This is a genomic window from Paenibacillus sp. OK060, assembly GCF_900101205.1.
Classification (GTDB): domain Bacteria; phylum Bacillota; class Bacilli; order Paenibacillales; family Paenibacillaceae; genus Paenibacillus; species Paenibacillus marchantiae.
This window is the reverse complement of record NZ_FNFR01000015.1, coordinates 47,032-68,816: the sequence shown is the minus strand read 5'-3', so window position 1 is coordinate 68,816 and position 21,785 is coordinate 47,032. Positions and strand designations below refer to the sequence as shown.

Below are 21,785 nucleotides of genomic sequence, written 5' to 3'. Positions count from 1 at the left end.
CCACACGTACCCATCCCGAACACGACCGTTAAGCCCTCTAGCGCCGATGGTACTTGGACCGCAGGGTCCTGGGAGAGTAGGACGCCGCCAAGCAAAGAACCACTGCCGATGTTATTCGGTGGTGGTTTTTATTTGTTTATAAGCAAAAATGAAGGAATAGCTAGTTGAAGATGGATTTAATTCTTGCTTTGGAAGCTGATATAAATAGAGGGTGGATTGACTTTCAAAAGAGGGTAAATGAATGACTTAAAAAAGTCTTGAAATGAAGGTAACATTTTTGTTACGGAAAACGCATTCGAAACCAGTATAATAGGACTATGTTAAATATGCTAAAAGTACCTGACCACAGAGCTGGAATGTGCAGCTGTGAAAAGGAGGGTGTGTGTGATAAGTTGGCGAAGACTAGTTCTTCATTCGTTTCTCTTGCTCGGCCTGATAGGCGTGCTTGTAGGATGCGGTGAAGCAGGATCTGCATGGACTTCTTATGAAGGAGCGGTAAACGAGAAGGGTTTCCCGGTTCCTAAAGTGGCGAATAAATCTGACCAGTCTGAAAACAATTCGGATATGGATTATGTTCGATATACGCTATCTGGTATTAGTGAGAGCACTAGTATTCCTGAGGTGTATCTAGACGAGATTAAGAGCTGGGGATGGACAGAAAAGCAAGCCAAGAGTACTTCCAATGACTCAAGTTCCCTACGTGTATTTGCTAAAGAAGGGCATACTGTACATCTAGCTGTACATGATGGTTTCTTCACGGTGATGGTTCCGAAAAGTGAAGCTGCCCAGACGACAGTAAAATCACTTGATGATGATGACTGAATGAGTTGTGTTTTGATGTAATGGTTCGACAATTAACGGTGTAATGGTCCGTATGATAGTAAAGCTCCCGATCTCTGATCGGGGGCTTTTTGTATTTATTTTTGTCTGTCATGAATCATATTAGATGAGCAATGGATCGTTCGGAGGTTTTCTTTTGGCGGTGACTTAACCAGGAGCTGTAGAGAGGCAGGCTTACAGCACTCACACAGTAGACATGAGGCATAGATAGCAAAGATAGTAGGTGCCTGTAGAGGCTGGTATCAGTCGTCTATAGAGCAAGTAAACATAGAAGAGGGGGGAAGATATCGAAAGGAGGTCGATTATGAGCCTACTACGTACTCAATATCAGAAAAGGTATTCAACTAGCTTGGACGTGGCAGAACGGAAATGGATGTACTGCGTTGGGGATAACCGTTTTAACTATACCCATGCTGTGGATAAGGGAAAAAGAGAGGTGAAATAAATAAAGGTTATCCACTGTGGATAACCTTTAAGGTTTGGAAGCATGACGCAGTAATCAAGGAAGAGTGTCATAAGAGTGGTTGCGTCAGTTTGAATAGAAGGTATGGATGAGCTTTAGCGTTTTATGTATTACTGGTTTCAACTATACATTGCGTTAGGCAAGGTTATAGGTAAAGGATAGAAGAACAATTATTGCAGGTAGTAGGAGACATCTTGTTCATTTAATTTGATAAGCCCGTCCTTACGTTCGCGTGAAAGAACAAGTACAACATATAGACGTGGTACAAGCAGCCACAGATGCCAGAAAATCAACGATAGGGTGAAGGACAAGGGTGACCATATTAAACAGACGGTAATGATACATAGCCCAATCCAGCTCATATTGAGGTGGACCCGGACGAACATGCGGTAGCTGAAATGTTGGTCTGGAATATAGCCGAACCAAGGCATTTTGAGGTTCCAGCGCCAACGACGTGCATAGGAGGTACGGACCAGCAGTAATATGGTTCTGGCAATGACATAATGAATCCATAGTGTGATCGGTCCTGCCAGGATAAAGTAGAAGAGGCCGGTCCAGGAGAATGCTAACAGATTAAACAAAAGCATAATGACAGGCAAAGACAGATAGCTAAAGATTACGCTGCGGGCAATGGCCTTTTTTTTCAGAAGCCGGTATTGATAAAAGGTTGCTTTATTCTCCGGTTCGGCGATCATACGATTACAAATCCTCCTTCTGGGATCACGTTCATTTGTAATAGGTATTCGTTTTCATAAATAAGGAAATGGATGACGCAGAGTTACATATATGAACCTTGTATGGACTCCAGATTGATGTACAAGATATGGAAGTAGATTAATCATATACAAGTATACCTTTGAACGACCTGGCTGTCAGGTTCTGAATGGTGATGTATTATATATCGGCTGAAAATCCAAGTTTTTTTAAGATTATAGAATATAAGTTTTTTATAGCTGTAGGGGGAGGAGGTAATCACATTGGAAATACAATGAAGTGCGGGGATGTTTCTTGTAATGACTGTCCATTCATGCTTTTCATATAATAGAAGAAATTGCGGGTCTGCGAGGTTTTAGCTACGTTATAGGGTAAGGAGAAAGGCAAACAAATGCAGGCTGTCTGGCTGAAGTATAGAACGAATGGCATTTTTCTTTTGTTTGTTTTCGGTACAGACACCCATAGAGGGGTAGGCGAATATATATATTTTATAGAAAGAAAGCACTATGAAAAGGTTTAAAATAATAGAAACTGTGCAATACTGATAGTAATACGTAAAACAAGGTGGGATGGTTGATGGAAGGACACGCCGAACACACATGCATTATCTGCGAACAGACCAAAAGAGAAGGCATTTTTATTGTATCTGAATTTATATGTGACGCTTGCGAAGCAGAAATGGTTCATACGGATGCACAGGATGCCAAGTACAATTATTTTATTCATCAAATGAAGCAGATTTGGGTGCAAAAGAACGCATAAAGAGCGTTAAATCATATTAGTGAAACATCACATTGATTTGTATCAATGTGCATAGAGGCCCTAGGGGCCTTTTTCTGTTTCTATCAGGGAAATAAGAAGGGGAAAATGGACATGATAAGCACCCATGGGGTAACTGGATATGATGCTGCTGCATCGGTGGAAACGGTGGTTTGCACGGGGGCTGGACAATTCCTGATATAATGAAAGGAGAAGTGCTTTACCTACACGTTTTGAATACAGCAGATCGTAGGATAGAAACATGCTTGGAGAGGTCTGTTGTATAGAGAGAGCATTGGTACGAACAATATCAAAATTTATGAATGTACAGGATGATTATTCAATGGAGCATAAATCAAATACCGCACCTTTATATGAAGCGTTGCTTGCGTATCGTGATTCAGGGCAGCGTTCTTTTCATGTACCTGGGCACAAGAACGGACAAGTCTATCGGAGGTTACTGGAGCAAGCGGACCAGCAGCAGTTAGATGGGGAAGCCGGTGAAATTCACCGTAATGAGGGTGAGGCAAAAGGAAAACAAAGTTTGGGACGGTCAGTAACTGATGGGGAGGATTGCTTCAGACAAGCTGAGGAAGAGAGGTATGGCAATGAAATTTACGGGCTGACGAATCATGTTGGGAATGGAACTGACGCATCTGCAGCAGATGTTGGACCGGTGAGTGCGTTTCTGGAGATGATGCGGCTGGATGTAACGGAAATCTCGGGGACGGACGATTTGCATCATCCAGAAGGGGTTATATTGGAGGCACAGCAGCTGGCAGCGGATTGTTTTGGAGCAGAGGAGAGCTTCTTTCTTGTCGGAGGCAGTACTTCTGGTAATTTGTCTTTGCTGCTGACCGTATGTAATGAACCTAATAGTCTTGTACTGGTACAGCGTAATGTGCACAAGTCCGTCATTCACGGGTTGATGCTGGCAGGCGCAAGGGCTGTATTCCTGGAGCCATGGGTTGATCCAGCGAGTGGACTTGCGGTGATGCCGTCGCTTGAGACGGTGCAGGCCGCTGTCCAAGCATATCCTGAGGCAAAGGGAGTACTTGTGACTTTGCCCAATTATTACGGCATGGGCGCTGATCTGAAGCCCATTGCTGAGGTGTGCCATGAGGCAGGCATGCCGCTGCTCGTGGATGAAGCGCATGGCGCGCATTATGGGCAGCATCCGGAGCTGCCAGCCTCTGCGCTGTCCTGCGGAGCAGACGGTGTGGTGCAGTCGACCCACAAGATGCTGTCTGCTTTCACCATGGGAGCCATGCTACACGTTCAGGGACCACGGTTAAACCGGTCCCTGCTGCGTCAGCGTCTGGCTATGGTGCAAAGCTCAAGCCCATCGTACCCGGTGATGGCTTCGCTTGATCTGGCGCGCCGCCTGCTGCATACGCAGGGCGCGAGTGCCTTCACGGCGGGGCTTGCCGCCGTGGACGCCTTTAAGCGCGGCCTTGCGGAGCTGCCGCGCTTTCAGTTGCTGCAGCCGGGGCAGCTGCTGCAGCAAGAGCCGCCAGCCGGGGCGAAGCCGGCAACTGGCGGTAAGTCCGAGGCCGCCGGTGCACCGGGGCGGCCTGAAGCTCTGCCCGCGGCGGCGTTGCCTTCAGCCGCGGGATACACCGCTCAGGACCCTTTCAAGGCCGTCATTTATGACGGCACAGGGGTGCTGAGCGGTTATGGGCTGCAGCAGCAGCTGGAAGTATGCGGCTGCGTGCCCGAAATGAGCGACGAAAGATACGTCGTCTTGCTCTTTAGCCTGGGCTCGACGCTGCGCGATGCCGAGCACCTGTTGCAGGCTTTACGCCAAATCAGCCTTGAACAGGAGCAGAGCCAATCTCTTGGTGAGCAATCACAGCGTTTTACAAAAGATTCTGCAAATTATATTTCCACGTGGAACAATTTTCAAGAAGGAACTCCTTTTTCGGAGCCTATCCCGTTTACGTTGCAGCCGATTATGGAAGAGGATACAACAGAGGTATCCATTGATAAATGTGTAGGTCTTCGCTCTGCGGAGATGGTCATTCCATATCCGCCCGGCATACCTCTTGTGTACGCTGGTGAGCGAATAAGTGCGGCCATGATATCACGTATTAAGCTACTGAGAGATGAAGGAGCCAGGTTCCACGGCGTATCGGATACTTCGCTGCAATCATTGAAAATCATCAGGGAATAATTGAGTTTAGAAGACACGCTTTGGATTTTATGCAAAATGCTCAAACAAGTTAAGACATCATTGTTGTCTGGACATAAGAAAGAAGGGAACAAACTTTGGATATTCCGCTAAAAAAATATACGGGAATAGTCCTGCAAGTCATACTGATGTACGGGTTTTATTGGATAGGAAACCTGATTCAGGCTGTATTGCATCTGCCGTTAACAGGAAGTATTGTCGGGATGCTGCTTCTATTCATCGTCATTCAACTGGGATGGATCAGAATAAGTTGGGGCGAAGAAGGATCATCCTGGCTTCAATCGAATTTGCAATTATTGTTTATCCCTCCCACGGTGGGCATTATCAATCATTTTGATTTTTTTAGAGCCAATACGCTGCTGCTTGTTCTGGGGTTAATCATTAGTACATTAATTACTTGTCTGTTGTCTGCGAAAATCAGTGAATGGCTCATGGCGTGGAGATCGACGCATCAAGGTAAGAAGGAGGCGATCTCATGCTCGCATTCATCCTCGGAATCGGAATGATTGCCTTGACCGTGGCTATATATATTCCGGCGACTCATTTATATAGAAGGTTGAAGTGGCCGATCCTTATGCCCGTCTTGACGGCAACGACTGTAATTGTACTGATTCTGATCATTTCCGGTATTAAGCTCGATACGTACATGCTTGGTGGCAAATGGATACAGGAGTTATTGGGGCCGGCTGTAGTTTCCCTGGCATTCCCTTTGGCGAAACACCTTGATGTACTGAAACGGAATATTATCCCGATATTAGGGGGGACCTTGGGTGGAAGCATCGTTGGTATGTCCACAGGGGCCGCCATATCGCTGCTGCTCGGTTATCCGCAAGATATCGTTATCGCATTATTGCCCAAATCCATTACGACACCCGTTGCCATTCAACTGGCTGATCAGGTGGGAGGAAATTCATCCTTCACTTCGTTATTTGTGATGATAGCCGGATTTTCGGGGATATTATTGGGACCCATGATTTTAAAATGGGCCAGAGTAAACAGCAAAAATGCGTATGGGATCGGACTCGGCTCGGCTTCCCACGCATTGGGTATGGCAAGATCCTTTGAGTATGGAGAAAATGCGGTAGCGCTGAGTTCCGTATCGATGATTGTCAGTGCTATTGCCGGCTCTGTCATGCTCCCTCTATGGGTATGGTTGATTTACGGCTGATCAGGCTATGTGCCTTATCGGAAATATTGGAGAATAGCTGACCGTTAACGCGGGATCATGTATAGTATTATAATAAGAAGCTTGTACCAAACTCGAAACAATCTACGGATTGATCATGAACATACACCTCTGGGCGGGCTCATTCATAGTCTGGAGTATGAGAAGATCGAGATTGTAGTTATCGCAGCACAATTAGGAGCAATTATCGATATAGAAAGCAGGGAAGCATATGCAGGGCAGAGGTAAATTCATTACGTTGGAAGGGGGAGAGGGGTCCGGCAAAACAACGATGATCAGTAAGCTAGGTTCTTACTTTGAAGAACAGGGTATACCATATGTAGTTACTCGGGAACCTGGCGGGATTGAAATTGCGGAGAAAATACGTGCCATCATCCTCAATCCTCTTCATACGGCAATGGATGCACGAACCGAAGCGCTGCTCTATGCAGCTGCACGAAGTCAGCATCTGGCAGAGAAGGTGGAGCCTGCATTGAAGGCAGGGAAGACCGTTATCTGTGACCGATTTGTCGACAGCAGTCTGGCCTATCAAGGATACGCTCGTGGTCTTGGTGTAGAGAATGTTTGGGCCATCAATCGGTTTGCAATAGGTGAACTGATGCCAGATGTTACGCTCTATCTGGATATCGAGCCTGAAGCAGGGCTCGCCCGCATTGATGCACACGATGGACGTGAAGTTAACCGCCTGGATCTCGAAAGTCTGGAGTTCCACCGCAAAGTGCGTGAAGGCTATTTTCTACTGAAGGAACAGTTTCCTGACAGGATCAAAGTCATCGATGCCTCTCAAAAGCAAGATGAGGTCTTAGCAGCAATGATTTTGTCGCTTGAGACAGGGATTTTGAAGGATTTTGACGAGTAATTGTCTAATATATAGACAGGGCATTTCACAAGGTGCTTATTATCTGAAGGAGGTTATGCAGGATGAAACTGATTGTTGCGATTATACAGGATAAAGACAGCAACCGATTATCCAGCGCATTGGTCAAAGCAAATTTTCGGGCTACGAAATTGGCCAGTACCGGTGGATTTTTGAAGGCAGGCAACACGACGTTTATGATCGGTGTCGATGATGGTCAGGTCGAATCCGTAATGAACGTCATTCGCAGCAGCTGTAAGGTTCGTGAACAGCTCGTGACTCCAGTCACTCCGATGAGCGGAACAACCGACTCTTACCTGCCGCTACCTGTCGAAGTTCAAGTAGGTGGAGCTACCGTGTTTGTTCTTCCGGTAGATCGATTCGAACACTTTTAATGATGCAATTCCCATAAATCCTATTGAGGGTCCTTCTTGTAATCAAGAATCGCGTTCTCTGTCCGGATAAACTTTTCGATCAGGGAAGATCTTATTTCGGACAGAGGTTGACTAACAACGAATAGATCCATGTGGTGATATTTAACTACTATTATATATAGAGTATGATCTAGCACATATATAAGGTCTCCTCCACGCACAGGCGCAGCGCGCACTGTGCTGATGGGCGATTGGCCTACTTAAGGTAGAAAGCAGGCGTTTCCATGAAAATCAATCCTGGATTCCGACCGATGCAGAGTGGACTCAGTTCTTCCGATTCCGGCTCCAAACCGGTTCAATCCAAAAATTTCTCTGATATGATGAATCACCAGGGTGAACGGGCATCACAGGCTGAACTTACCCGCCGATTAAGTGAGATCCAGATGCAGGGTGACCGTTTGTCTCGTTCCATGACCATTCGTGAATTGAAAGCATACAAGCAGCTTGTAAAAAGATTTCTGGAGGAAACGGTTCGTCGTGGTGTGTCTATGAAAGAGACGCGAGGATGGGATCGTCGGGGAAGAGGGAAGCGTTACAAGTTAATTGATGAGATTGACTCTGCCTTATTATCTATGGCTGATGAGCTTTTGGAAACAGAGGAAGGCAAGATTACGTTGTTACAGCAAGTAGGAGAAATTCGGGGAATGCTTATTAATTTAAGCTTCTGAGGAGGAAGTATGTCCTTTCAACAAATTATGGGTCAGCAGGCAGCCAAGCAGATGTTACAGAGCAGTTTGAGACGTCATGCCATAAGTCATGCCTATTTGTTTAGCGGACCATCCGGCAGTGGACAATTGCAGACGGCGATCACATTTGCCAAAGCAATATTCTGTACAGAGCTTGAAGATGATGCCTGCGGACAGTGTCTTGAATGTCGTAAGGTGGAACATGGAAATCATCCGGATCTAACCATGCTTGCACCGGATGGGAATAACATTAAAATTGATCAAATTCGGGATCTGCAGCGTATCTTTTCGTACCGTTCAGAGGCGGGGCATCCCAAAGTATATATTATTGAACAGGCCGAGAAAATGACTGTTCAAGCGGCCAACAGTTTGCTGAAGTTTCTGGAAGAACCTCAGGTGCCCGCGGTAGGCATTTTGATTACGGATAATGGACAGGCGATGCTGCCCACCATTCGTTCACGCTCTCAATTGGTTCCTTTCAGTGCTCTGAATCCGGAAGAGATGCTGCAATCGCTGATTGCGGAAGGGCACCCTGCCAATCTGGCTCGCTCTGCCGTCCATTTAGCGTCAGGACTGGAAGCATGTAGAGAAATTCTCCAGCAGAATTGGTTTGCAGAAATTAGAAACGTAATGTTACAATTAGGGAAGGAGTCCCTGGGTAGAGGAAGTACATCATTGATCTCTGCACAGCAGAAGCTTTTTAAAACCGGACTCTCAGAACACCTGGATACGATGCTTAGCCTGTTCCATTTATGGTTCAGGGATATGCTGTATGTCCAGTATGGTAGGCATGAACATATCGTTTTTATAGATCAGTTGGACATGCTGTCTCAGTTGGCCCATACCCGCAGCACCGAGCAGTGGGTTTCCTACATGGATATGGCCGCAGCATGCAGAAAAAAATTGCGTTTCAATGTCAATGGCCAGCTTTGTCTGGAGCAATTTTTGATCGGTTTGGCATAAGACTGGGAGAGGACAGATTTTGTTCCAATCATATGCAAACGGTTATAACTTCGGCGGGTTCCCTAAGAAGACAGGGCTTCAGACGAAGTGGGATTGGCTTACGAGGGGGTTAATTTTTTGTACAGTGTAGTGGGTGTCCGTTTCAAAAAAGCGGGCAAAATTTATTACTTCGATCCCCTGGACCTTCCCATTGAAAAAGAAAACTGCGTTATCGTGGAGACAGCGCGGGGGGTAGAGTACGGTAAGGTTGTCGTCGGCAAGAAAGAAGTAGGCGAGTCTGATGTGGTGTTGCCGCTCAAAAAGGTCATCCGGGTGGCGGGCGAGACAGATGCCCGTGTCGTAGATGAGAACAAGCGTGCAGCAAAAGAAGCATTCGGTACTTGTTTAAATAAAATCAAAGACCACGGCCTCAAAATGAAGCTGGTCGATGTGGAATTTACGTTTGATCGCAATAAAATTATTTTTTATTTTACAGCTGAAGGAAGAGTGGATTTCCGGGAGCTGGTCAAGGATCTGGCAAGCATTTTCCGGACACGGATCGAACTGAGACAGATCGGTGTACGTGATGAAGCAAAGATGCTTGGAGGGATCGGACCTTGCGGCCGAGTATTATGTTGTTCTTCCTGGCTGGGAGACTTTGAGCCGGTATCAATCAAGATGGCTAAAGATCAGAGCCTGTCACTGAATCCGACGAAAATTTCCGGGTTGTGCGGAAGACTCATGTGTTGTCTGAAATTTGAGCATGATAACTATGAAAGTGTGAGAGAAGAATTGCCGGCTGTAGGCAAGTTGGTCGTCACCTCTTTGGGTGAAGGAAAAGTTGTCGGCATCAATGCCGGTAATCGCACAGTCCATGTTCAACTGTTCGACATCAGTAAAGTCAAAGAACTTCCGCTGGATGACGTCGTTATCAAGTAAACCATAAAGGTTGCTTCGGGGTGGAAACTTGGAAAAGAAAAATCTGTTTACGCACATTCATGAAATGGAAACCCAATTGGGTCAGTTGCACAGTGATTTAGGAGAGTTAAAAATGATTGTTAAAGAGCTGCTTGAAGATAATCAGCGGCTTACCATCGAGAATGAGCAGTTACGCAAACTGCTGAAGCGTGAGGCCCCGGCAGATTTGCCCATCGCATCGGCGCTCGCTCCGGTAGCAAGGCCTGCGGGTCCAGCTACTGGTGAAGATGTTGTAGGTGAAGGATATGATAATCTGGCTCGGTTGTATCACGAAGGATTCCATATCTGCAATGTCTATTATGGACATTTGCGGACGGAAGGCGATTGTCTGTTCTGCCTGTCTTTTTTGAATAAATGAAGTGGCCGTAGGGATCCCCTACGGTTTTTTTTCAAGGTTAAGAACCTTGTCTGAGATATAGAGTACCGGAGGATGAGTGTATCATATGACAGAAATATCAGTAAAATTGCAAGATTCGGAGCGAATCGACGATTTGCTCTCTCATGATTTGAAGATTATTCAAAGTGATGAAGTGTTTAGTTTTTCGATGGATGCCGTATTGTTGGCCCGATTTGCTTCAGTACCGAAACGGGGTCGTGTGCTTGATTTGTGTACAGGCAATGGGGTTGTTCCCATTCTGTTGACCACACGAACGCAGGCGAGTCTGGAAGGCATTGAAATTCAGCCGCGATTGGCAGATATGGCACGTCGCAGCGTTCAACTGAATGCATTGGAAGAATCCATTACGATCCATGAAGGTGATTTGCGTGAACTCGTGAAAGAAACGGGCCATGCTGTATACGATGCTATAACGGTTAACCCTCCGTATATGCCCTTGAATGGAAGTGACCTCAAGATGAACACTCATCAGGCAATGGCACGCCATGAAATCGGGTGTACGCTGGAGGAAGTCATTCAGGCCTGTAATCGACTGGTGCGCAATGGCGGTAAAGTATCCATGGTTCATCGTCCGCAGCGTTTAGGAGAGATCATCACTCTGATGCGTGAGTACAAACTTGAACCAAAGCGGATTCGGATGGTACATCCCCGTGCTCATTTGGAAGCCAATATGGTGTTGATTGAAGCGCTCAAGGATGGGAAACCGGAGGTACGCATGCTTCCACCACTGATTGTTTACAATGAAGAAGGGAAATACTGCGAAGAAATCATGGACATATATTACGGTGCGCAGCATGCACAACGAACAACGGAAGGAGGGTTATAGATGACATTGCATATTCAGAAGAGCTACGCGGAGCAGTCGGGTGGTGCCGGTAAACTATACTTGGTAGGAACACCAATCGGTAATCTGGACGATATGACATTTCGAGCAATTAAAACATTGCAGAGCTGTGACATCATTGCAGCGGAGGACACACGTCAGACCCGAAAGCTGCTTACCCATTTTGAAATTACACCATCGATGTTGTTCAGTTACCATGAGCATAATAAGGGAGCTAGTGGGCCTGAACTCATACGCTATATAATAGAAGGAAAAAATTTGGCACTCGTCAGTGATGCCGGTCTGCCGGCCATTTCGGACCCTGGTTCCGATCTTGTAAAACTTGCGCTTGAAGCTGGAATTACGGTCATTCCCATCCCTGGAGCCAATGCCGCGTTATCAGCTCTGATCGTATCTGGTTTACCGACGGAGCGTTTCACATTCGGCGGCTTTTTGCCGCGGGAGAAAAAAGACATGCGAAAAGTGATGGAAGCTTTTAATGAGTCCAACGGTACGTTGCTATTTTATGAGTCCCCTCACCGTATTCGTAAAACTTTGGCCTATCTCGAAGAGATTCTGGGTGATCGGTCGATCGTACTGGCACGTGAACTGACGAAACGTCATGAGGAGTTCGCAAGAGGCAGTATCCAAGAGTGCATAGAATGGCTTGAGGAACATCCGCCACTTGGGGAATATTGTTTGCTTGTAGAAGGTATCAGGGAAGAAGAGCGTAAGGCGGAGCGGGAAGCCTGGTGGCAACTGCTGTCCTTGGAGGATCATGTGAGCCATTATGAGAATGAAGGACTTAGTCGTAAAGATGCGATGAAGAAAACGGCAACGGATCGAGGTTTGACGAAACGAGATGTATATAACGCTTTAATTTAATAACGAATCAACAAAAATATGCTGGAATAGGGAACATAAACTTTAAGGGACCTTAGATCCAACCTTAATGGAATATGAAAACGAGCAGAGCGGAGAAAAAATATATTACGAACGTCACCGCTCTTCTTTTTGGAGTTGAACAGACTCGTAGCTCGATTTTTTGGGTAATGAAAACCAATAATAAAGCAAAAAAATACCTTCCAGCGGTGGGGTTCACACCGGGAAGGCGATCAAGGAATATAAAAAGGTTAGAAATAACAATTTAATAAGACCATTATACCTGATATTTCTTATTTTGTCACAGGTGCAGGGATTTCGGAAATACATTCGTTACAAACAATTTTACCTTTGAAATAAGTAACGTTCTCTGCATTGCCACAGAAGATACAAGCTGGTTCGTATTTTTTCAACATGATGCGCTCGCCGTCAACATAGATCTCAAGAGCATCTTTTTCACCAATACCGAGCGTACGGCGCAATTCGATTGGAATAACTACCCGTCCCAGTTCATCCACTTTTCTTACAATACCTGTTGATTTCATCATTATAATCAGTGCTCCTCTCAGCTAACGATCATTGTCATTATTCGACATTATTTTATGTTTTATGATACTCATCATACCAACGATTCCCAAAACAGTCAACCTTAAAATTAGCTTAAAATAAAGGCTGTTTTTGATAAGATTACGAGTGGTAAGGGATTGGAAGCCATTTTTCGTATTTAAACATCAATGTCATCTTTGTCGATTTGGAAAACGACAAAACTACCTTATTCGACAAGATTCGTCAAAGCCTGTCGAATCCTTGGTGGTATTATACTGAAAAGCGACAAATACAAACGATATTTTAAAGGAGTGAATAGACATGGAACAGCGTTTAACGGAAGAAAAGGTGTTTAAAGATCCGGTACATAATTATATCCATGTGCAAGATCCGATTATATGGCAGTTGATCAACACGCCCGAGTTTCAACGTTTACGCCGAATCCGTCAATTGGGAACTTCGTTTCTTACTTTCCATGGTGCAGAGCACAGCCGCTTCTCACATTCCTTGGGCGTCTACGAAATTACACGTAAGATTATTTCCCAATTCGAAAGAAGTCACTATTCAGATTGGCCAAAGGAGGAAAAAACAGTAGCCCTTTGTGCAGCATTGCTCCATGATCTTGGACATGGGCCATTCTCTCACTCTATAGAAGAAGCTTTCGATATGAATCATGAGGATTGGACTTGTCGGATCATTACAGGTGATACCGAAGTAGGGGCGATCTTAAGACGGTATGCTCCTGATTTTCCCGAGAAAGTGGCTTCTGTTATTCAAAAAACGTATGAGCAACCTATTGTCGTTAATTTGGTTACCAGTCCGCTCGATGCGGACCGCATGGATTACTTGCTTCGGGATGCCTACTTTACAGGTGTAAACTATGGGACGATTGACCTTGACCGTATCTTGCGTATGCTGCGTCCATATCACGGACGAATTGTGGTCAAGGAGTCGGGCATGCACGCCGTGGAGGATTACTTGATGTCCAGGTACCAGATGTACTGGCAAATTTACTTTCATCCGGTTACCCGAAGTTCGGAAATTATATTGCGGCAAATATTTAAGCGGGCAAAAAGTCTCATACAGCAAGGTTTCAAATTCCGCTTCATGATTGATCCACTACCCCAGTTATTCGCTGGAGATCTATCGGTGGATGAATATTTACAACTGGACGAAGCTTTGATTCAGACGGCATTTATGCAGTGGCGCAAAGAGGACGATACTGTTCTAAGTGAGTTATGCGAACGATTTATAGATCGCAAATTATATAAGTATGTAGAGATTGAACAGATCGACGTAAACATGATTGAAGAGATTCGGGAAGCCTTCACTGTAGCCGGTCTCAATCCCGAGTATGATCTAGAAATTGATTTTCCAACGGATAATCCGTATGATGTGTTTCGTCCGGATGAATCCACGGACAAGCAGATTTTGCTGCTTGATCGGCAAGACAAGTTACATGAGTTGTCAGAGGTGTCCGACATTGTCCGTTCAATCAGTGGTCTTCATCGCGGAAAACATCATTTGTATTATCCGCAGAATAAGGTGGATGCGATTGTTCATGAATTACCGTCCCATATACGCCCCTATTTCTCCCATTAAATGATGCGCAATGCTGTTCAAGAATCATGATGTAAAAAAGCTTTCGAAAAGAGCTATTTTTCATGATACAGTAATCTGCTTTAATGGAGAGTACATGTAGATCGACATAATTTTGTAATCAAAGTAATTAGAATACAACCCGATTGCCTAAAAATGAGCACATATAGATATGAAGGAACTTGTTCGTTCTACATGTTGTGCTCAACAAACAATGAAAGAAATATAAAAAAAACATGATCCAATTTAGTAATAGTTATGTTCTGGTTAAGACTGCAGGATGGATTAAATAGAGATAGTCGTTTATTCGACATGAAGGGAGAAATACAGCATGATGTTGTTCGACACACATACACACCTGGATGCACCACAATTCGACGAGGACCGCGAGGAAATGATTCAGCGTGCTGTGGATGCAGGCGTTGGTCGCATGATTAATGTGGGCTTTAACCGGGAGACCATTCCAACCACGATGAAGCTGGCTGAAACCTATGATTTTATATATGCTGCCGTAGGCTGGCACCCAGTGGATGCAATCACAATGCAAGAGGGTGATATGGAATGGATTGCATCTTTATGCAAGCATGAAAAAGTGGTAGCCATCGGTGAAATTGGTCTAGACTATTACTGGGACACTTCACCGAAAGAGGTTCAACATCGCGTATTACGACAACAGATTGGTCTTGCCCGTGAGTTGAATATGCCGATTGTCATTCACAACCGGGATGCGCATGAGGATATTGTAAAGATTCTGCGTGAAGAGAAAGCTGGAGAAGTAGGCGGTGTCATGCATTCCTTCTCTGGCAGCTGGGAAACGGCGAAAATGTGTCTGGATTTAGGCTTTCATCTTTCCTTCGGAGGGCCAATCACGTTCAAAAATGCAAAGCAGCCCAAAGAGGTACTTGAGAAGGTTCCTATGGACCGATTGTTCATCGAAACGGACGCTCCTTATTTGACACCGCACCCTTATCGTGGAAAACGAAATGAGACAGCGCATGTACGTCTGGTTGCAGAAGCAGCAGCGGAAATTAAAGGCATTTCGGTAGAGGGAATTGCAGCAATAACGACCAAAAATGCCATGGAACGATTTGGGATTCGTTAAAAGATCGAGCAAAACGGGTGAAAAAGTGAGTTAGGCGGAGTTAATTTGCTTTTTGATCCAAATAAATCAAGAATATTACAATATTTTAACCAAATATTTAGAAAAACGTACTTGAACAACGCTTTACAACATGCATAGAAACAGGATATCATCTTTTCAGTGAATTGTTGTGCGGAAAATTGGACAGATGTTCGGGGGATGAACAAAGGGACACTTTCCGATGAAACAACATTACTTTCATGAATCAGTCTCGCTGAGTCTCCGTTAACGGAGAGCGGGGGAACCAATAGGGCTTAAACATCGGTGTTTGCAGCCGATGCGCAACATGCACTGACCCAAAAGCAGCGTATGAATCTGCGAAGCCGTATTTGATTTCTTCTTTGGGTCTCGGGGTGAATTCAAGGGCGTCCGCCATGAGCGGATGACCGGAGATAGGGCGGCTCTCTTTCGCCCGAACCCGACAGCTAACCTCGCAAGCGGAAAAAGAGAGGCAACCTCGTGCATGAATTTCCGATATTCAGAATCATTCGGAAGCCACGAAAGAGTTCCTCTTAAACTCTTTCTTTGGCTTTTTTGTTTTTGAATAAAAGAAATACTGTCATCATACGGTAAGTATTCAGGAGGATGACATCATGTTGCGAAGATTGATTCATGGTGCAGAACCGGATTATGTTGGTCCGATCTGTGTTCTGTAGAAAATTTGGTATAGTCGCGTCAAAGACATCATGCATTACTTTAGACGGCGAGGCTATGAAGGAGGACGGAGAAGTGGGCACATTCCAACCAGAAGAGACCCATGAGTCACGATCATCCAGTAAGTCTTTCGCGTTGCGGTGGAAGCATGAGAACTTGCGTCAAATGGCATTGATCGCGATTTTCTCAATTGCGCTTACAATCATGATCTTGTTAGTCGTTTACGGTCAGGCCGGGAAACAAATTTCACTGGTTATTGATGGCAAAGCTCAAGCGGTAGAGACTCGTACAGGAATGCTTCAGGAAATGCTGGAGGAGCAGTCAATCACAGTCAGCCCTCACGATCAGGTATCCATGCCCTTGAATGGGGCGATCACAGATGGAGACCGCATCGTTATTGAGCGGGCCGTTCCAGTTAATATTACGGCAGACGGGGACACCAAGACTCTGTATACAACCGATTCATCGGTAAAAGATGCGATTAAAAAATCAGGTATTCAAATTGCAAGTGAAGACAAAGTATATCCGGCGCTTGGAACCACTATTGAAGCGGATATGAAAATCCGTGTAGTGCGGGTAACAAAGCGTACGGTGGAAGTGGAACATCCGATTGCTTATAAAGTGATCAAAACGGCTGACCCTAGCTTGTACAAAGGCGACAATCGTGTCGTTGTGAGCGGTAAAGAAGGCACACTTGTACAGCATATTGAAAAAGTGTTTCAGGATGGAGAATTGGTCTCCAAAAAAATGGTGGGTAAATCGGTCGCAACGAATCGCGTCGATAAAGTGATTGCCATTGGTACCAAAGCCAAACCTGTTGTGAAAGAGCCAGTGATTCAGACGGTATCGGCGCAGACTTCCACGACAAAAACAGCAACAACCACGAACTCGAAGAAAACCGCTGCTTCGGGCAGCAAAGTAATTACCGTCTCAGGCAGTTCTTTTAAATATTCAAAAGTCTTGAAAAATGTATCCATGACGGCATACTCTTCTGAAGAGCCTGGTATCGGCACAAAAACAGCTTCAGGTACTCGGGTAACTGAGGGACGTACCATTGCGGTTGATCCCAAAATCATTCCGATTGGCTGGTGGGTGTATATCGAGGGCCTTGGCTTCCGTCGTGCGGAAGACACAGGTGGTGCCATTAAAGGCAACAAAATTGATGTGTATTATGATAGTGTGAAGCATGCCCTGAACTTCGGACGGAAGAAAGGCAAGACGGTATATGTGATTGGTCCGGTGAAGCCGGAAGCGAACTAAAATCGTTTTACTTTGAAATGGGAATGCTATAAAATATAAGCATGAATGATTCATGCGGAATATGCGGCGGAGGGGTCTGAATTCAGTCTCCCCCGCCGTTTGGCAGAGAAGAGGGATATTCCTCTTCTTTTTGCGTTAGAAAGGAAGAAATGGAACATGATAAAAGAAGTGATCGTGGTAGAAGGCCGTGACGATACCGTAGCCATTCGACGTGCGGTTCAGGCAGATACGATCGAGACTGGTGGGTCCGCCATCAACCAGCGCATTCTAAAGCGGATCGCACTTGCTCAAGAGAGACGTGGTGTCATCGTACTGACAGACCCGGATCATGCTGGTGAACGTATTCGTAAAATCATCGCCAATAAAGTACCTGGTTGCAAGCATGCTTTCATTCCGGAGGCAGATGCTACGCGCAAAGGCGACATCGGAGTGGAGAACGCTTCACCGGAGGCGATTCGTCATGCATTAGCACGTGTACACACGTCATATGAAGGCGCACCAAGTTTGATCGATTGGGAGGATCTGATTGCGGCGGGACTGATTGTGCACCCACAGGCTGCTGCACGTCGTATGGAGATGGGCAATCTGCTGGGCATAGGTTATTGCAATGGCAAGCAGTTCCACAAGCGGTTGAGTGTATTCCAGATTACCCGGGAAGAGTTCTCCGAAGCATTATCGCAAATTGAACGTGAAGGATTGTGAGCGTATGAAAGGCATGGAAGAAACCGTAGAAATTGCAACACCCAAACGAACCAAAGAAATTATTCAAAGACACGGATTTTCATTCAAGAAGAGCTTAGGTCAGAACTTTCTGATCGATCAAAATATATTGAACAAAATTGTAAATGCAGCTGATTTGGACGAGTCCAAGGGCGCACTTGAGATCGGACCAGGGATCGGCGCACTCACAGAACGTCTGGCTCGGGTAGCCGGTCCTGTAACGGCTGTAGAGATTGATCAGCGATTGATCCCGATTCTGGGTGAAGTGATGCAGCCTTATCCAAACGTTCGTGTGCATCACGGGGATGTGCTGAAGCTGGATCTAGCTGAGTTGTTCCATACCGATTTTGGAACGGTAGATAAAGTGAGTGTTGTAGCCAATCTGCCTTATTATGTAACGACGCCAATCATGATGAAGCTGCTCGAAGAGAAGCTGCCTGTAGACAGCATTGTGGTCATGATCCAGAAGGAAGTGGCTGAACGCATGGCTGCTGCACCAGGATCAAAGGACTATGGCAGTTTGAGCATTGCGGTTCAGTACTACAGTATGCCGGAATTGGTATGTATTGTTCCGCCCACGGTCTTTATTCCGCAGCCTAATGTGGAATCGGCTGTAATTAAGTTAAAGGTGCGTGAACAACCACCGGTTGAAGTTCCCGACGAGGCACATTACTTCGAAGTCGTACAGGCTTCCTTTGCGCAGCGTAGAAAAACCATCTCCAATAATCTGAAAGCCCGTTTCTTCACGAAGGAGAACAGAGAACAGGCTGATCAGTTGTTGGAGCAGGCCGGTATTCAGCCTTCAAGACGGGGAGAAACATTGAGCCTGCAGGAGTATGCGACACTCAGTACCGTAATGTGGGAAGCTGGGGTACGATCAGCTCTGTAAAATTCGGATGAACCAATCCGGGTTTCTGCCCATACGATGGGGTAGAGGTGATTATGTTGATGAATATCGGAGACTTGGTCGTTCGAAAGTCATACGGTGGAGATGTGACTTTCCGGTTGGAAGGCCTCCAGTCGGACGGTGCCATCATTAAAGGGACCGAGTTCCGGCTGTTAGCCGATTCCCCTGTGGACGATTTGATACAGGTTCCTTATGAACCGCAGAGTGCGAAGACGAGGCAGGCCCATGTGAAGGCACATCAGACGCTCTCACGCCTGCAGCAAAATCGAATGGAACAGGCGGAGCGCAATCGTGAAGGTTTGGTTCAGGAATGGTCTGTTCAACAAGACCCGGCTTATTTCGAGATGCCTGGCAAAGTGCTGCACTTGGATGGCGATCCTAATTATCTAAAAAAAAGCATGAACCTTTATGAGCAGCTTCGTGTTCCCGCAGAGGGTCAATATGTACACGAGTCTGCCATGGCGGACACTTTATATCGTCTGCTGCCCAAAGTGCGTCCGGATATCGTTGTCATTACTGGCCATGACGGGGTACTCAAGACCCGTCAGCCCTATGACTTATATAGTCTGGGAAGCTACAAGAATTCGCAGAACTTTGTATCCGCTATTCAGGTGGCTAGGCAATATGAACGTCATCTCGATGCGCTCACGATTGTAGCTGGCGCGTGTCAGTCCCACTTTGAGGCCTTGCTGCGGGCTGGAGCGAACTTTGCCAGTTCACCAGGACGAATTCTCATCCATGCCCTGGACCCGGTCTATGTGGCAGCTAAGGCAGCCTTCACGTCGGTGCGGGAAACGGTGAACATGAATGATATTTTGCATAACACGATTAGTGGTAGCCAGGGTGTGGGTGGCGTAGAGACACGGGGAAGTTATCGGGTAGGTCTGCCCGGATTGAACGATCTATCCACGTTAAAAGTGAATCCATCAGCCGTCTAATGATGGCAGAAGAAAGTCCCATTTAGGGGCTTTTTTTGTTTGCAAAAAAATTCATTGACAACAACTTTTTGATACTGATATAATAATTAGTTTTGATTTGACAATGACTGTAAAATCCGGTATAATGGACAAGAAAAGAGGTGGTCGTCGACAATGGCTAAAAATACGCTATTGGATATCAAACGCAATCTCGATGCACATATCGGTCAGAAAATTATGCTGCGGGCTAATGGTGGCCGCCGTAAGACCATTGAGCGTACGGGTGTATTGGAAGAAACGTACCCTTCTGTTTTTATTGTTAAGCTTGATGAGGAGCAAGAAACTTTCAAGCGAGTATCCTACAGTTATGCTGATATACTTACGGAATCGGTGGAAGTCATGGTATTTGATCCAGGCAGCCAGACGCATAGCTCCTACATGGAGACGTAAGTATCGATTTACGGCGATTCTGCCCCCTTGGGCAGGTCGCTTTTTTTATTTTTGCAATAATCCCGCTCGATTCATCGGAGAGGCATAGTTGATCAGGAATGAGTCTGGGGAAGAAGCGGCATACTATTTGGACAGGTTCAAGGCATTTTTCTTGGCCTGGGGGCAAATAGTCCCGGATACAAATGGACTTATCATGAATGAACTATTTCGAGGAGGATGACCCATGAGCCGGAGAAGAAGAAGTGTAATGTCGGATGAACTCAAGAATGAACTGGCAAAAGACCTAGGATTCTATGATACCGTCCAGCAGGAAGGTTGGGGCGGGATCAAAGCGAAGGATGCGGGCAATATGGTGAAACGGGCCATTCAACTTGCGGAAGAAGCGGCACGCAAATCGTAATCCGGTTCAATCGGTTTGGAGAGCGGGGCAATCCGGCAGGAATGACCTCGCTTTTTCCCCATGGATGCGGAATAGAAATGACTTGACAGCCCCATTTTGATATAATATGTTAAGTTGTCTTAGGGAAAAGGTGAGGACGGGTGAACGCCTTGAAAATTTACGAAAAAGCGCCTGCTAAAATCAATTTGATGCTAGACGTTTTACATAAAAGAAGAGATGGATTTCACGAAGTTGAGATGATCATGACGATGGTGGATCTTGCCGATCGACTGGAAATGTCTGAGCTACCTCGTGACACGATCTTTATCTCCAGTCAGGCGGGATATATCCCCCTGGATGAGAAGAACTTGGCTTTTCAGGCAGCCAGGCTTATCAAAGAGCGTTACGACGTGAAAACCGGAGTTCATATTCATCTGGACAAAAAAATACCGGTGGCCGCCGGACTTGCTGGTGGCAGCAGTGATGCAGCAGCAACGCTGCGTGGATTGAATCGCCTCTGGCGTCTCAACATTCCGGATCAAGAGCTGCAGGAACTTGGAGCAGAACTGGGCTCGGATGTGCCTTTCTGCATTACAGGCGGAACAGCACTCGCCACAGGCCGTGGAGAGAAGCTGACACCAATGCCGAATCCCCCGCAATGTTGGGTGATCTTGGCCAAGCCGCCGATTAATGTGTCTACAGCCGATGTCTATGGACGTTTCCGCAGCGACAAGATTGTTCGTCATCCGAGTGCTGCCAAAATGGAGCAGGCCATTCGCAACCAATCCTTTGCCGAAGTGTGCGGGCAGATGGGGAATGTGCTTGAGGACGTAACGTTGAAGCTGTATCCGGAAGTTCAGCATCTGAAGGATGCCATGATTCGGCTTGGAGCAGACGGAGTATTAATGTCAGGCAGCGGTCCAACTGTGTTTGGACTGGTCTCTAAGGAGTCCAAGGTTGCTCGGATATACAATGGACTGCGAGGCTTCTGTAAAGAAGTATATGCAGTACGCATGCTAACTTAAAATTCGCTTTTATAATGTACAAACACGTATAAAGGT

26 protein-coding genes, 1 rRNA gene and 1 riboswitch are annotated in these 21,785 nt (G+C 45.9%); of the genes, 25 read left to right on the top strand and 2 right to left on the bottom strand.

What is annotated here, in order from left to right:
* The 3 genes from rrf to BLS14_RS32890 form a co-directional block, all read left to right on the top strand.
* Nucleotides 1–93: ribosomal RNA gene (rrf, locus tag BLS14_RS31010) — 5S ribosomal RNA — on the top strand; the annotation flags it as partial.
* A gap of 291 nt (nt 94–384) precedes the next feature.
* Nucleotides 385–822 (top strand): hypothetical protein, encoded by a 438-nt coding sequence (locus BLS14_RS31005; protein WP_079697642.1) that lies wholly within the window; start codon nt 385–387, stop codon nt 820–822.
* A gap of 322 nt (nt 823–1,144) precedes the next feature.
* A complete protein-coding gene (locus tag BLS14_RS32890; RefSeq protein WP_176854896.1) occupies nt 1,145–1,285 on the top strand; it encodes a hypothetical protein in 141 nt (46 codons plus the stop codon).
* A 188-nt stretch (nt 1,286–1,473) separates the two neighbouring features.
* Here the strand turns inward: BLS14_RS32890 and BLS14_RS31000 are convergent, their stop codons facing one another.
* Nucleotides 1,474–1,998 (bottom strand): hypothetical protein, encoded by a 525-nt coding sequence (locus tag BLS14_RS31000; RefSeq protein WP_063568461.1) that lies wholly within the window; start codon nt 1,996–1,998, stop codon nt 1,474–1,476.
* 595 nt (nt 1,999–2,593) lie between these two features.
* Between BLS14_RS31000 and BLS14_RS30995 the strand changes: the two genes are divergently transcribed.
* The 13 genes from BLS14_RS30995 (at nt 2,594) to rsmI (ending at nt 12,154) form a co-directional block, all read left to right on the top strand.
* Entirely contained in the window at nt 2,594–2,779 is a 186-nt protein-coding gene (locus tag BLS14_RS30995; protein ID WP_024633689.1) for a sigma factor G inhibitor Gin, read from the top strand.
* Nucleotides 2,780–3,119: 340 nt separating this feature from the next.
* A complete protein-coding gene (locus tag BLS14_RS30990; protein WP_090955703.1) occupies nt 3,120–4,949 on the top strand; it encodes an aminotransferase class I/II-fold pyridoxal phosphate-dependent enzyme in 1,830 nt (609 codons plus the stop codon).
* Nucleotides 4,950–5,044: 95 nt separating this feature from the next.
* On the top strand, nt 5,045–5,473 hold the full coding sequence (locus BLS14_RS30985; protein WP_079697640.1) for a CidA/LrgA family protein: 429 nt from the start codon (nt 5,045–5,047) through the stop codon (nt 5,471–5,473).
* Nucleotides 5,443–6,135 carry an LrgB family protein gene (locus tag BLS14_RS30980; protein WP_063567536.1) on the top strand — a complete coding sequence of 231 codons (693 nt, stop codon included), beginning with the start codon at nt 5,443–5,445 and terminating at the stop codon, nt 6,133–6,135. The genes BLS14_RS30985 and BLS14_RS30980 overlap by 31 nt, the downstream gene beginning before the upstream one ends.
* Nucleotides 6,136–6,192: 57 nt before the next feature.
* Nucleotides 6,193–6,381 carry a hypothetical protein gene (locus BLS14_RS32885; protein WP_063567537.1) on the top strand — a complete coding sequence of 63 codons (189 nt, stop codon included), beginning with the start codon at nt 6,193–6,195 and terminating at the stop codon, nt 6,379–6,381.
* On the top strand, nt 6,365–7,012 hold the full coding sequence (gene tmk, locus BLS14_RS30970; RefSeq protein WP_063567538.1) for a dTMP kinase: 648 nt from the start codon (nt 6,365–6,367) through the stop codon (nt 7,010–7,012). Before BLS14_RS32885 ends, tmk begins: the two co-directional genes overlap by 17 nt.
* 62 nt (nt 7,013–7,074) lie before the next feature.
* On the top strand, nt 7,075–7,404 hold the full coding sequence (locus BLS14_RS30965; protein WP_017691391.1) for a cyclic-di-AMP receptor: 330 nt from the start codon (nt 7,075–7,077) through the stop codon (nt 7,402–7,404).
* Nucleotides 7,405–7,667: 263 nt separating this feature from the next.
* Nucleotides 7,668–8,111 carry a YaaR family protein gene (locus BLS14_RS30960; protein WP_024633694.1) on the top strand — a complete coding sequence of 148 codons (444 nt, stop codon included), beginning with the start codon at nt 7,668–7,670 and terminating at the stop codon, nt 8,109–8,111.
* Nucleotides 8,112–8,120: 9 nt separating this feature from the next.
* The gene (holB, locus tag BLS14_RS30955) at nt 8,121–9,092 is read left to right on the top strand and encodes a DNA polymerase III subunit delta' (protein ID WP_063567539.1); all 972 of its coding nucleotides are present in this window, start codon (nt 8,121–8,123) and stop codon (nt 9,090–9,092) included.
* Nucleotides 9,093–9,209: 117 nt separating this feature from the next.
* Nucleotides 9,210–10,010 (top strand): PSP1 domain-containing protein, encoded by an 801-nt coding sequence (locus BLS14_RS30950; protein ID WP_024633696.1) that lies wholly within the window; start codon nt 9,210–9,212, stop codon nt 10,008–10,010.
* A gap of 28 nt (nt 10,011–10,038) precedes the next feature.
* Nucleotides 10,039–10,407, top strand: coding sequence for a DNA replication initiation control protein YabA (gene yabA, locus BLS14_RS30945; protein ID WP_024633697.1), 369 nt, complete (start codon nt 10,039–10,041; stop codon nt 10,405–10,407).
* 85 nt (nt 10,408–10,492) lie between these two features.
* Nucleotides 10,493–11,272, top strand: coding sequence for a tRNA1(Val) (adenine(37)-N6)-methyltransferase (locus BLS14_RS30940; RefSeq protein WP_063567540.1), 780 nt, complete (start codon nt 10,493–10,495; stop codon nt 11,270–11,272).
* Nucleotides 11,273–12,154 (top strand): 16S rRNA (cytidine(1402)-2'-O)-methyltransferase, encoded by an 882-nt coding sequence (rsmI, locus tag BLS14_RS30935; protein WP_063567541.1) that lies wholly within the window; start codon nt 11,273–11,275, stop codon nt 12,152–12,154.
* A 290-nt stretch (nt 12,155–12,444) separates the two neighbouring features.
* Here the strand turns inward: rsmI and BLS14_RS30930 are convergent, their stop codons facing one another.
* Nucleotides 12,445–12,699, bottom strand: coding sequence for an AbrB/MazE/SpoVT family DNA-binding domain-containing protein (locus BLS14_RS30930; RefSeq protein WP_024633700.1), 255 nt, complete (start codon nt 12,697–12,699; stop codon nt 12,445–12,447).
* 319 nt (nt 12,700–13,018) lie between these two features.
* Here BLS14_RS30930 and BLS14_RS30925 point away from each other — a divergent pair, with 319 nt between their 5' ends.
* The 9 genes from BLS14_RS30925 to ispE all read left to right on the top strand — a co-directional run bounded on the left by BLS14_RS30925 (nt 13,019) and on the right by ispE (nt 21,749).
* Nucleotides 13,019–14,299 (top strand): HD domain-containing protein, encoded by a 1,281-nt coding sequence (locus BLS14_RS30925; RefSeq protein ID WP_063567542.1) that lies wholly within the window; start codon nt 13,019–13,021, stop codon nt 14,297–14,299.
* A 328-nt stretch (nt 14,300–14,627) separates the two neighbouring features.
* On the top strand, nt 14,628–15,398 hold the full coding sequence (locus BLS14_RS30920; RefSeq protein WP_176854894.1) for a TatD family hydrolase: 771 nt from the start codon (nt 14,628–14,630) through the stop codon (nt 15,396–15,398).
* A 241-nt stretch (nt 15,399–15,639) separates the two neighbouring features.
* A riboswitch (cyclic di-AMP (ydaO/yuaA leader) is annotated at nt 15,640–15,893 on the top strand.
* A 273-nt stretch (nt 15,894–16,166) separates the two neighbouring features.
* Nucleotides 16,167–17,351: a 3D domain-containing protein gene (locus BLS14_RS30915; protein ID WP_063567543.1), complete on the top strand. Its 1,185-nt coding sequence runs from the start codon at nt 16,167–16,169 to the stop codon at nt 17,349–17,351.
* A 156-nt stretch (nt 17,352–17,507) separates the two neighbouring features.
* Nucleotides 17,508–18,053 (top strand): ribonuclease M5, encoded by a 546-nt coding sequence (gene rnmV / locus BLS14_RS30910; protein ID WP_024633704.1) that lies wholly within the window; start codon nt 17,508–17,510, stop codon nt 18,051–18,053.
* A gap of 4 nt (nt 18,054–18,057) precedes the next feature.
* A complete protein-coding gene (gene rsmA / locus BLS14_RS30905; RefSeq protein WP_063567544.1) occupies nt 18,058–18,960 on the top strand; it encodes a 16S rRNA (adenine(1518)-N(6)/adenine(1519)-N(6))-dimethyltransferase RsmA in 903 nt (300 codons plus the stop codon).
* Nucleotides 18,961–19,019: 59 nt separating this feature from the next.
* Nucleotides 19,020–19,916 carry a sporulation peptidase YabG gene (yabG, locus tag BLS14_RS30900; protein ID WP_063567545.1) on the top strand — a complete coding sequence of 299 codons (897 nt, stop codon included), beginning with the start codon at nt 19,020–19,022 and terminating at the stop codon, nt 19,914–19,916.
* Nucleotides 19,917–20,069: 153 nt separating this feature from the next.
* Entirely contained in the window at nt 20,070–20,345 is a 276-nt protein-coding gene (gene veg, locus BLS14_RS30895) for a biofilm formation stimulator Veg (RefSeq protein WP_053778931.1), read from the top strand.
* A gap of 223 nt (nt 20,346–20,568) precedes the next feature.
* A complete protein-coding gene (locus BLS14_RS30890; RefSeq protein WP_053778930.1) occupies nt 20,569–20,745 on the top strand; it encodes a small, acid-soluble spore protein, alpha/beta type in 177 nt (58 codons plus the stop codon).
* Between the two features lie 149 nt (nt 20,746–20,894).
* A complete protein-coding gene (gene ispE, locus BLS14_RS30885; protein WP_063567568.1) occupies nt 20,895–21,749 on the top strand; it encodes a 4-(cytidine 5'-diphospho)-2-C-methyl-D-erythritol kinase in 855 nt (284 codons plus the stop codon).
* Nucleotides 21,750–21,785: the final 36 nt, after the last annotated feature.

What these genes read in the sequence shown, in the direction of transcription:
- BLS14_RS32890 (WP_176854896.1), top strand. Translation starts at nt 1,145, where the DNA reads ATGAGCCTACTACGTACTCAATATCAGAAAAGGTATTCAACTAGCTTG.
- BLS14_RS31000 (WP_063568461.1), bottom strand. Translation starts at nt 1,998, where the DNA reads ATGATCGCCGAACCGGAGAATAAAGCAACCTTTTATCAATACCGGCTT.
- BLS14_RS30995 (WP_024633689.1), top strand. Translation starts at nt 2,594, where the DNA reads ATGGAAGGACACGCCGAACACACATGCATTATCTGCGAACAGACCAAA.
- BLS14_RS30990 (WP_090955703.1), top strand. Translation starts at nt 3,120, where the DNA reads ATGGAGCATAAATCAAATACCGCACCTTTATATGAAGCGTTGCTTGCG.
- BLS14_RS30980 (WP_063567536.1), top strand. Translation starts at nt 5,443, where the DNA reads ATGCTCGCATTCATCCTCGGAATCGGAATGATTGCCTTGACCGTGGCT.
- BLS14_RS32885 (WP_063567537.1), top strand. Translation starts at nt 6,193, where the DNA reads ATGTATAGTATTATAATAAGAAGCTTGTACCAAACTCGAAACAATCTA.
- tmk (WP_063567538.1), top strand. Translation starts at nt 6,365, where the DNA reads ATGCAGGGCAGAGGTAAATTCATTACGTTGGAAGGGGGAGAGGGGTCC.
- BLS14_RS30965 (WP_017691391.1), top strand. Translation starts at nt 7,075, where the DNA reads ATGAAACTGATTGTTGCGATTATACAGGATAAAGACAGCAACCGATTA.
- BLS14_RS30960 (WP_024633694.1), top strand. Translation starts at nt 7,668, where the DNA reads ATGAAAATCAATCCTGGATTCCGACCGATGCAGAGTGGACTCAGTTCT.
- holB (WP_063567539.1), top strand. Translation starts at nt 8,121, where the DNA reads ATGTCCTTTCAACAAATTATGGGTCAGCAGGCAGCCAAGCAGATGTTA.
- BLS14_RS30940 (WP_063567540.1), top strand. Translation starts at nt 10,493, where the DNA reads ATGACAGAAATATCAGTAAAATTGCAAGATTCGGAGCGAATCGACGAT.
- rsmI (WP_063567541.1), top strand. Translation starts at nt 11,273, where the DNA reads ATGACATTGCATATTCAGAAGAGCTACGCGGAGCAGTCGGGTGGTGCC.
- BLS14_RS30930 (WP_024633700.1), bottom strand. Translation starts at nt 12,699, where the DNA reads ATGATGAAATCAACAGGTATTGTAAGAAAAGTGGATGAACTGGGACGG.
- BLS14_RS30925 (WP_063567542.1), top strand. Translation starts at nt 13,019, where the DNA reads ATGGAACAGCGTTTAACGGAAGAAAAGGTGTTTAAAGATCCGGTACAT.
- BLS14_RS30920 (WP_176854894.1), top strand. Translation starts at nt 14,628, where the DNA reads ATGATGTTGTTCGACACACATACACACCTGGATGCACCACAATTCGAC.
- rnmV (WP_024633704.1), top strand. Translation starts at nt 17,508, where the DNA reads ATGATAAAAGAAGTGATCGTGGTAGAAGGCCGTGACGATACCGTAGCC.
- rsmA (WP_063567544.1), top strand. Translation starts at nt 18,058, where the DNA reads ATGAAAGGCATGGAAGAAACCGTAGAAATTGCAACACCCAAACGAACC.
- yabG (WP_063567545.1), top strand. Translation starts at nt 19,020, where the DNA reads ATGAATATCGGAGACTTGGTCGTTCGAAAGTCATACGGTGGAGATGTG.
- veg (WP_053778931.1), top strand. Translation starts at nt 20,070, where the DNA reads ATGGCTAAAAATACGCTATTGGATATCAAACGCAATCTCGATGCACAT.
- BLS14_RS30890 (WP_053778930.1), top strand. Translation starts at nt 20,569, where the DNA reads ATGAGCCGGAGAAGAAGAAGTGTAATGTCGGATGAACTCAAGAATGAA.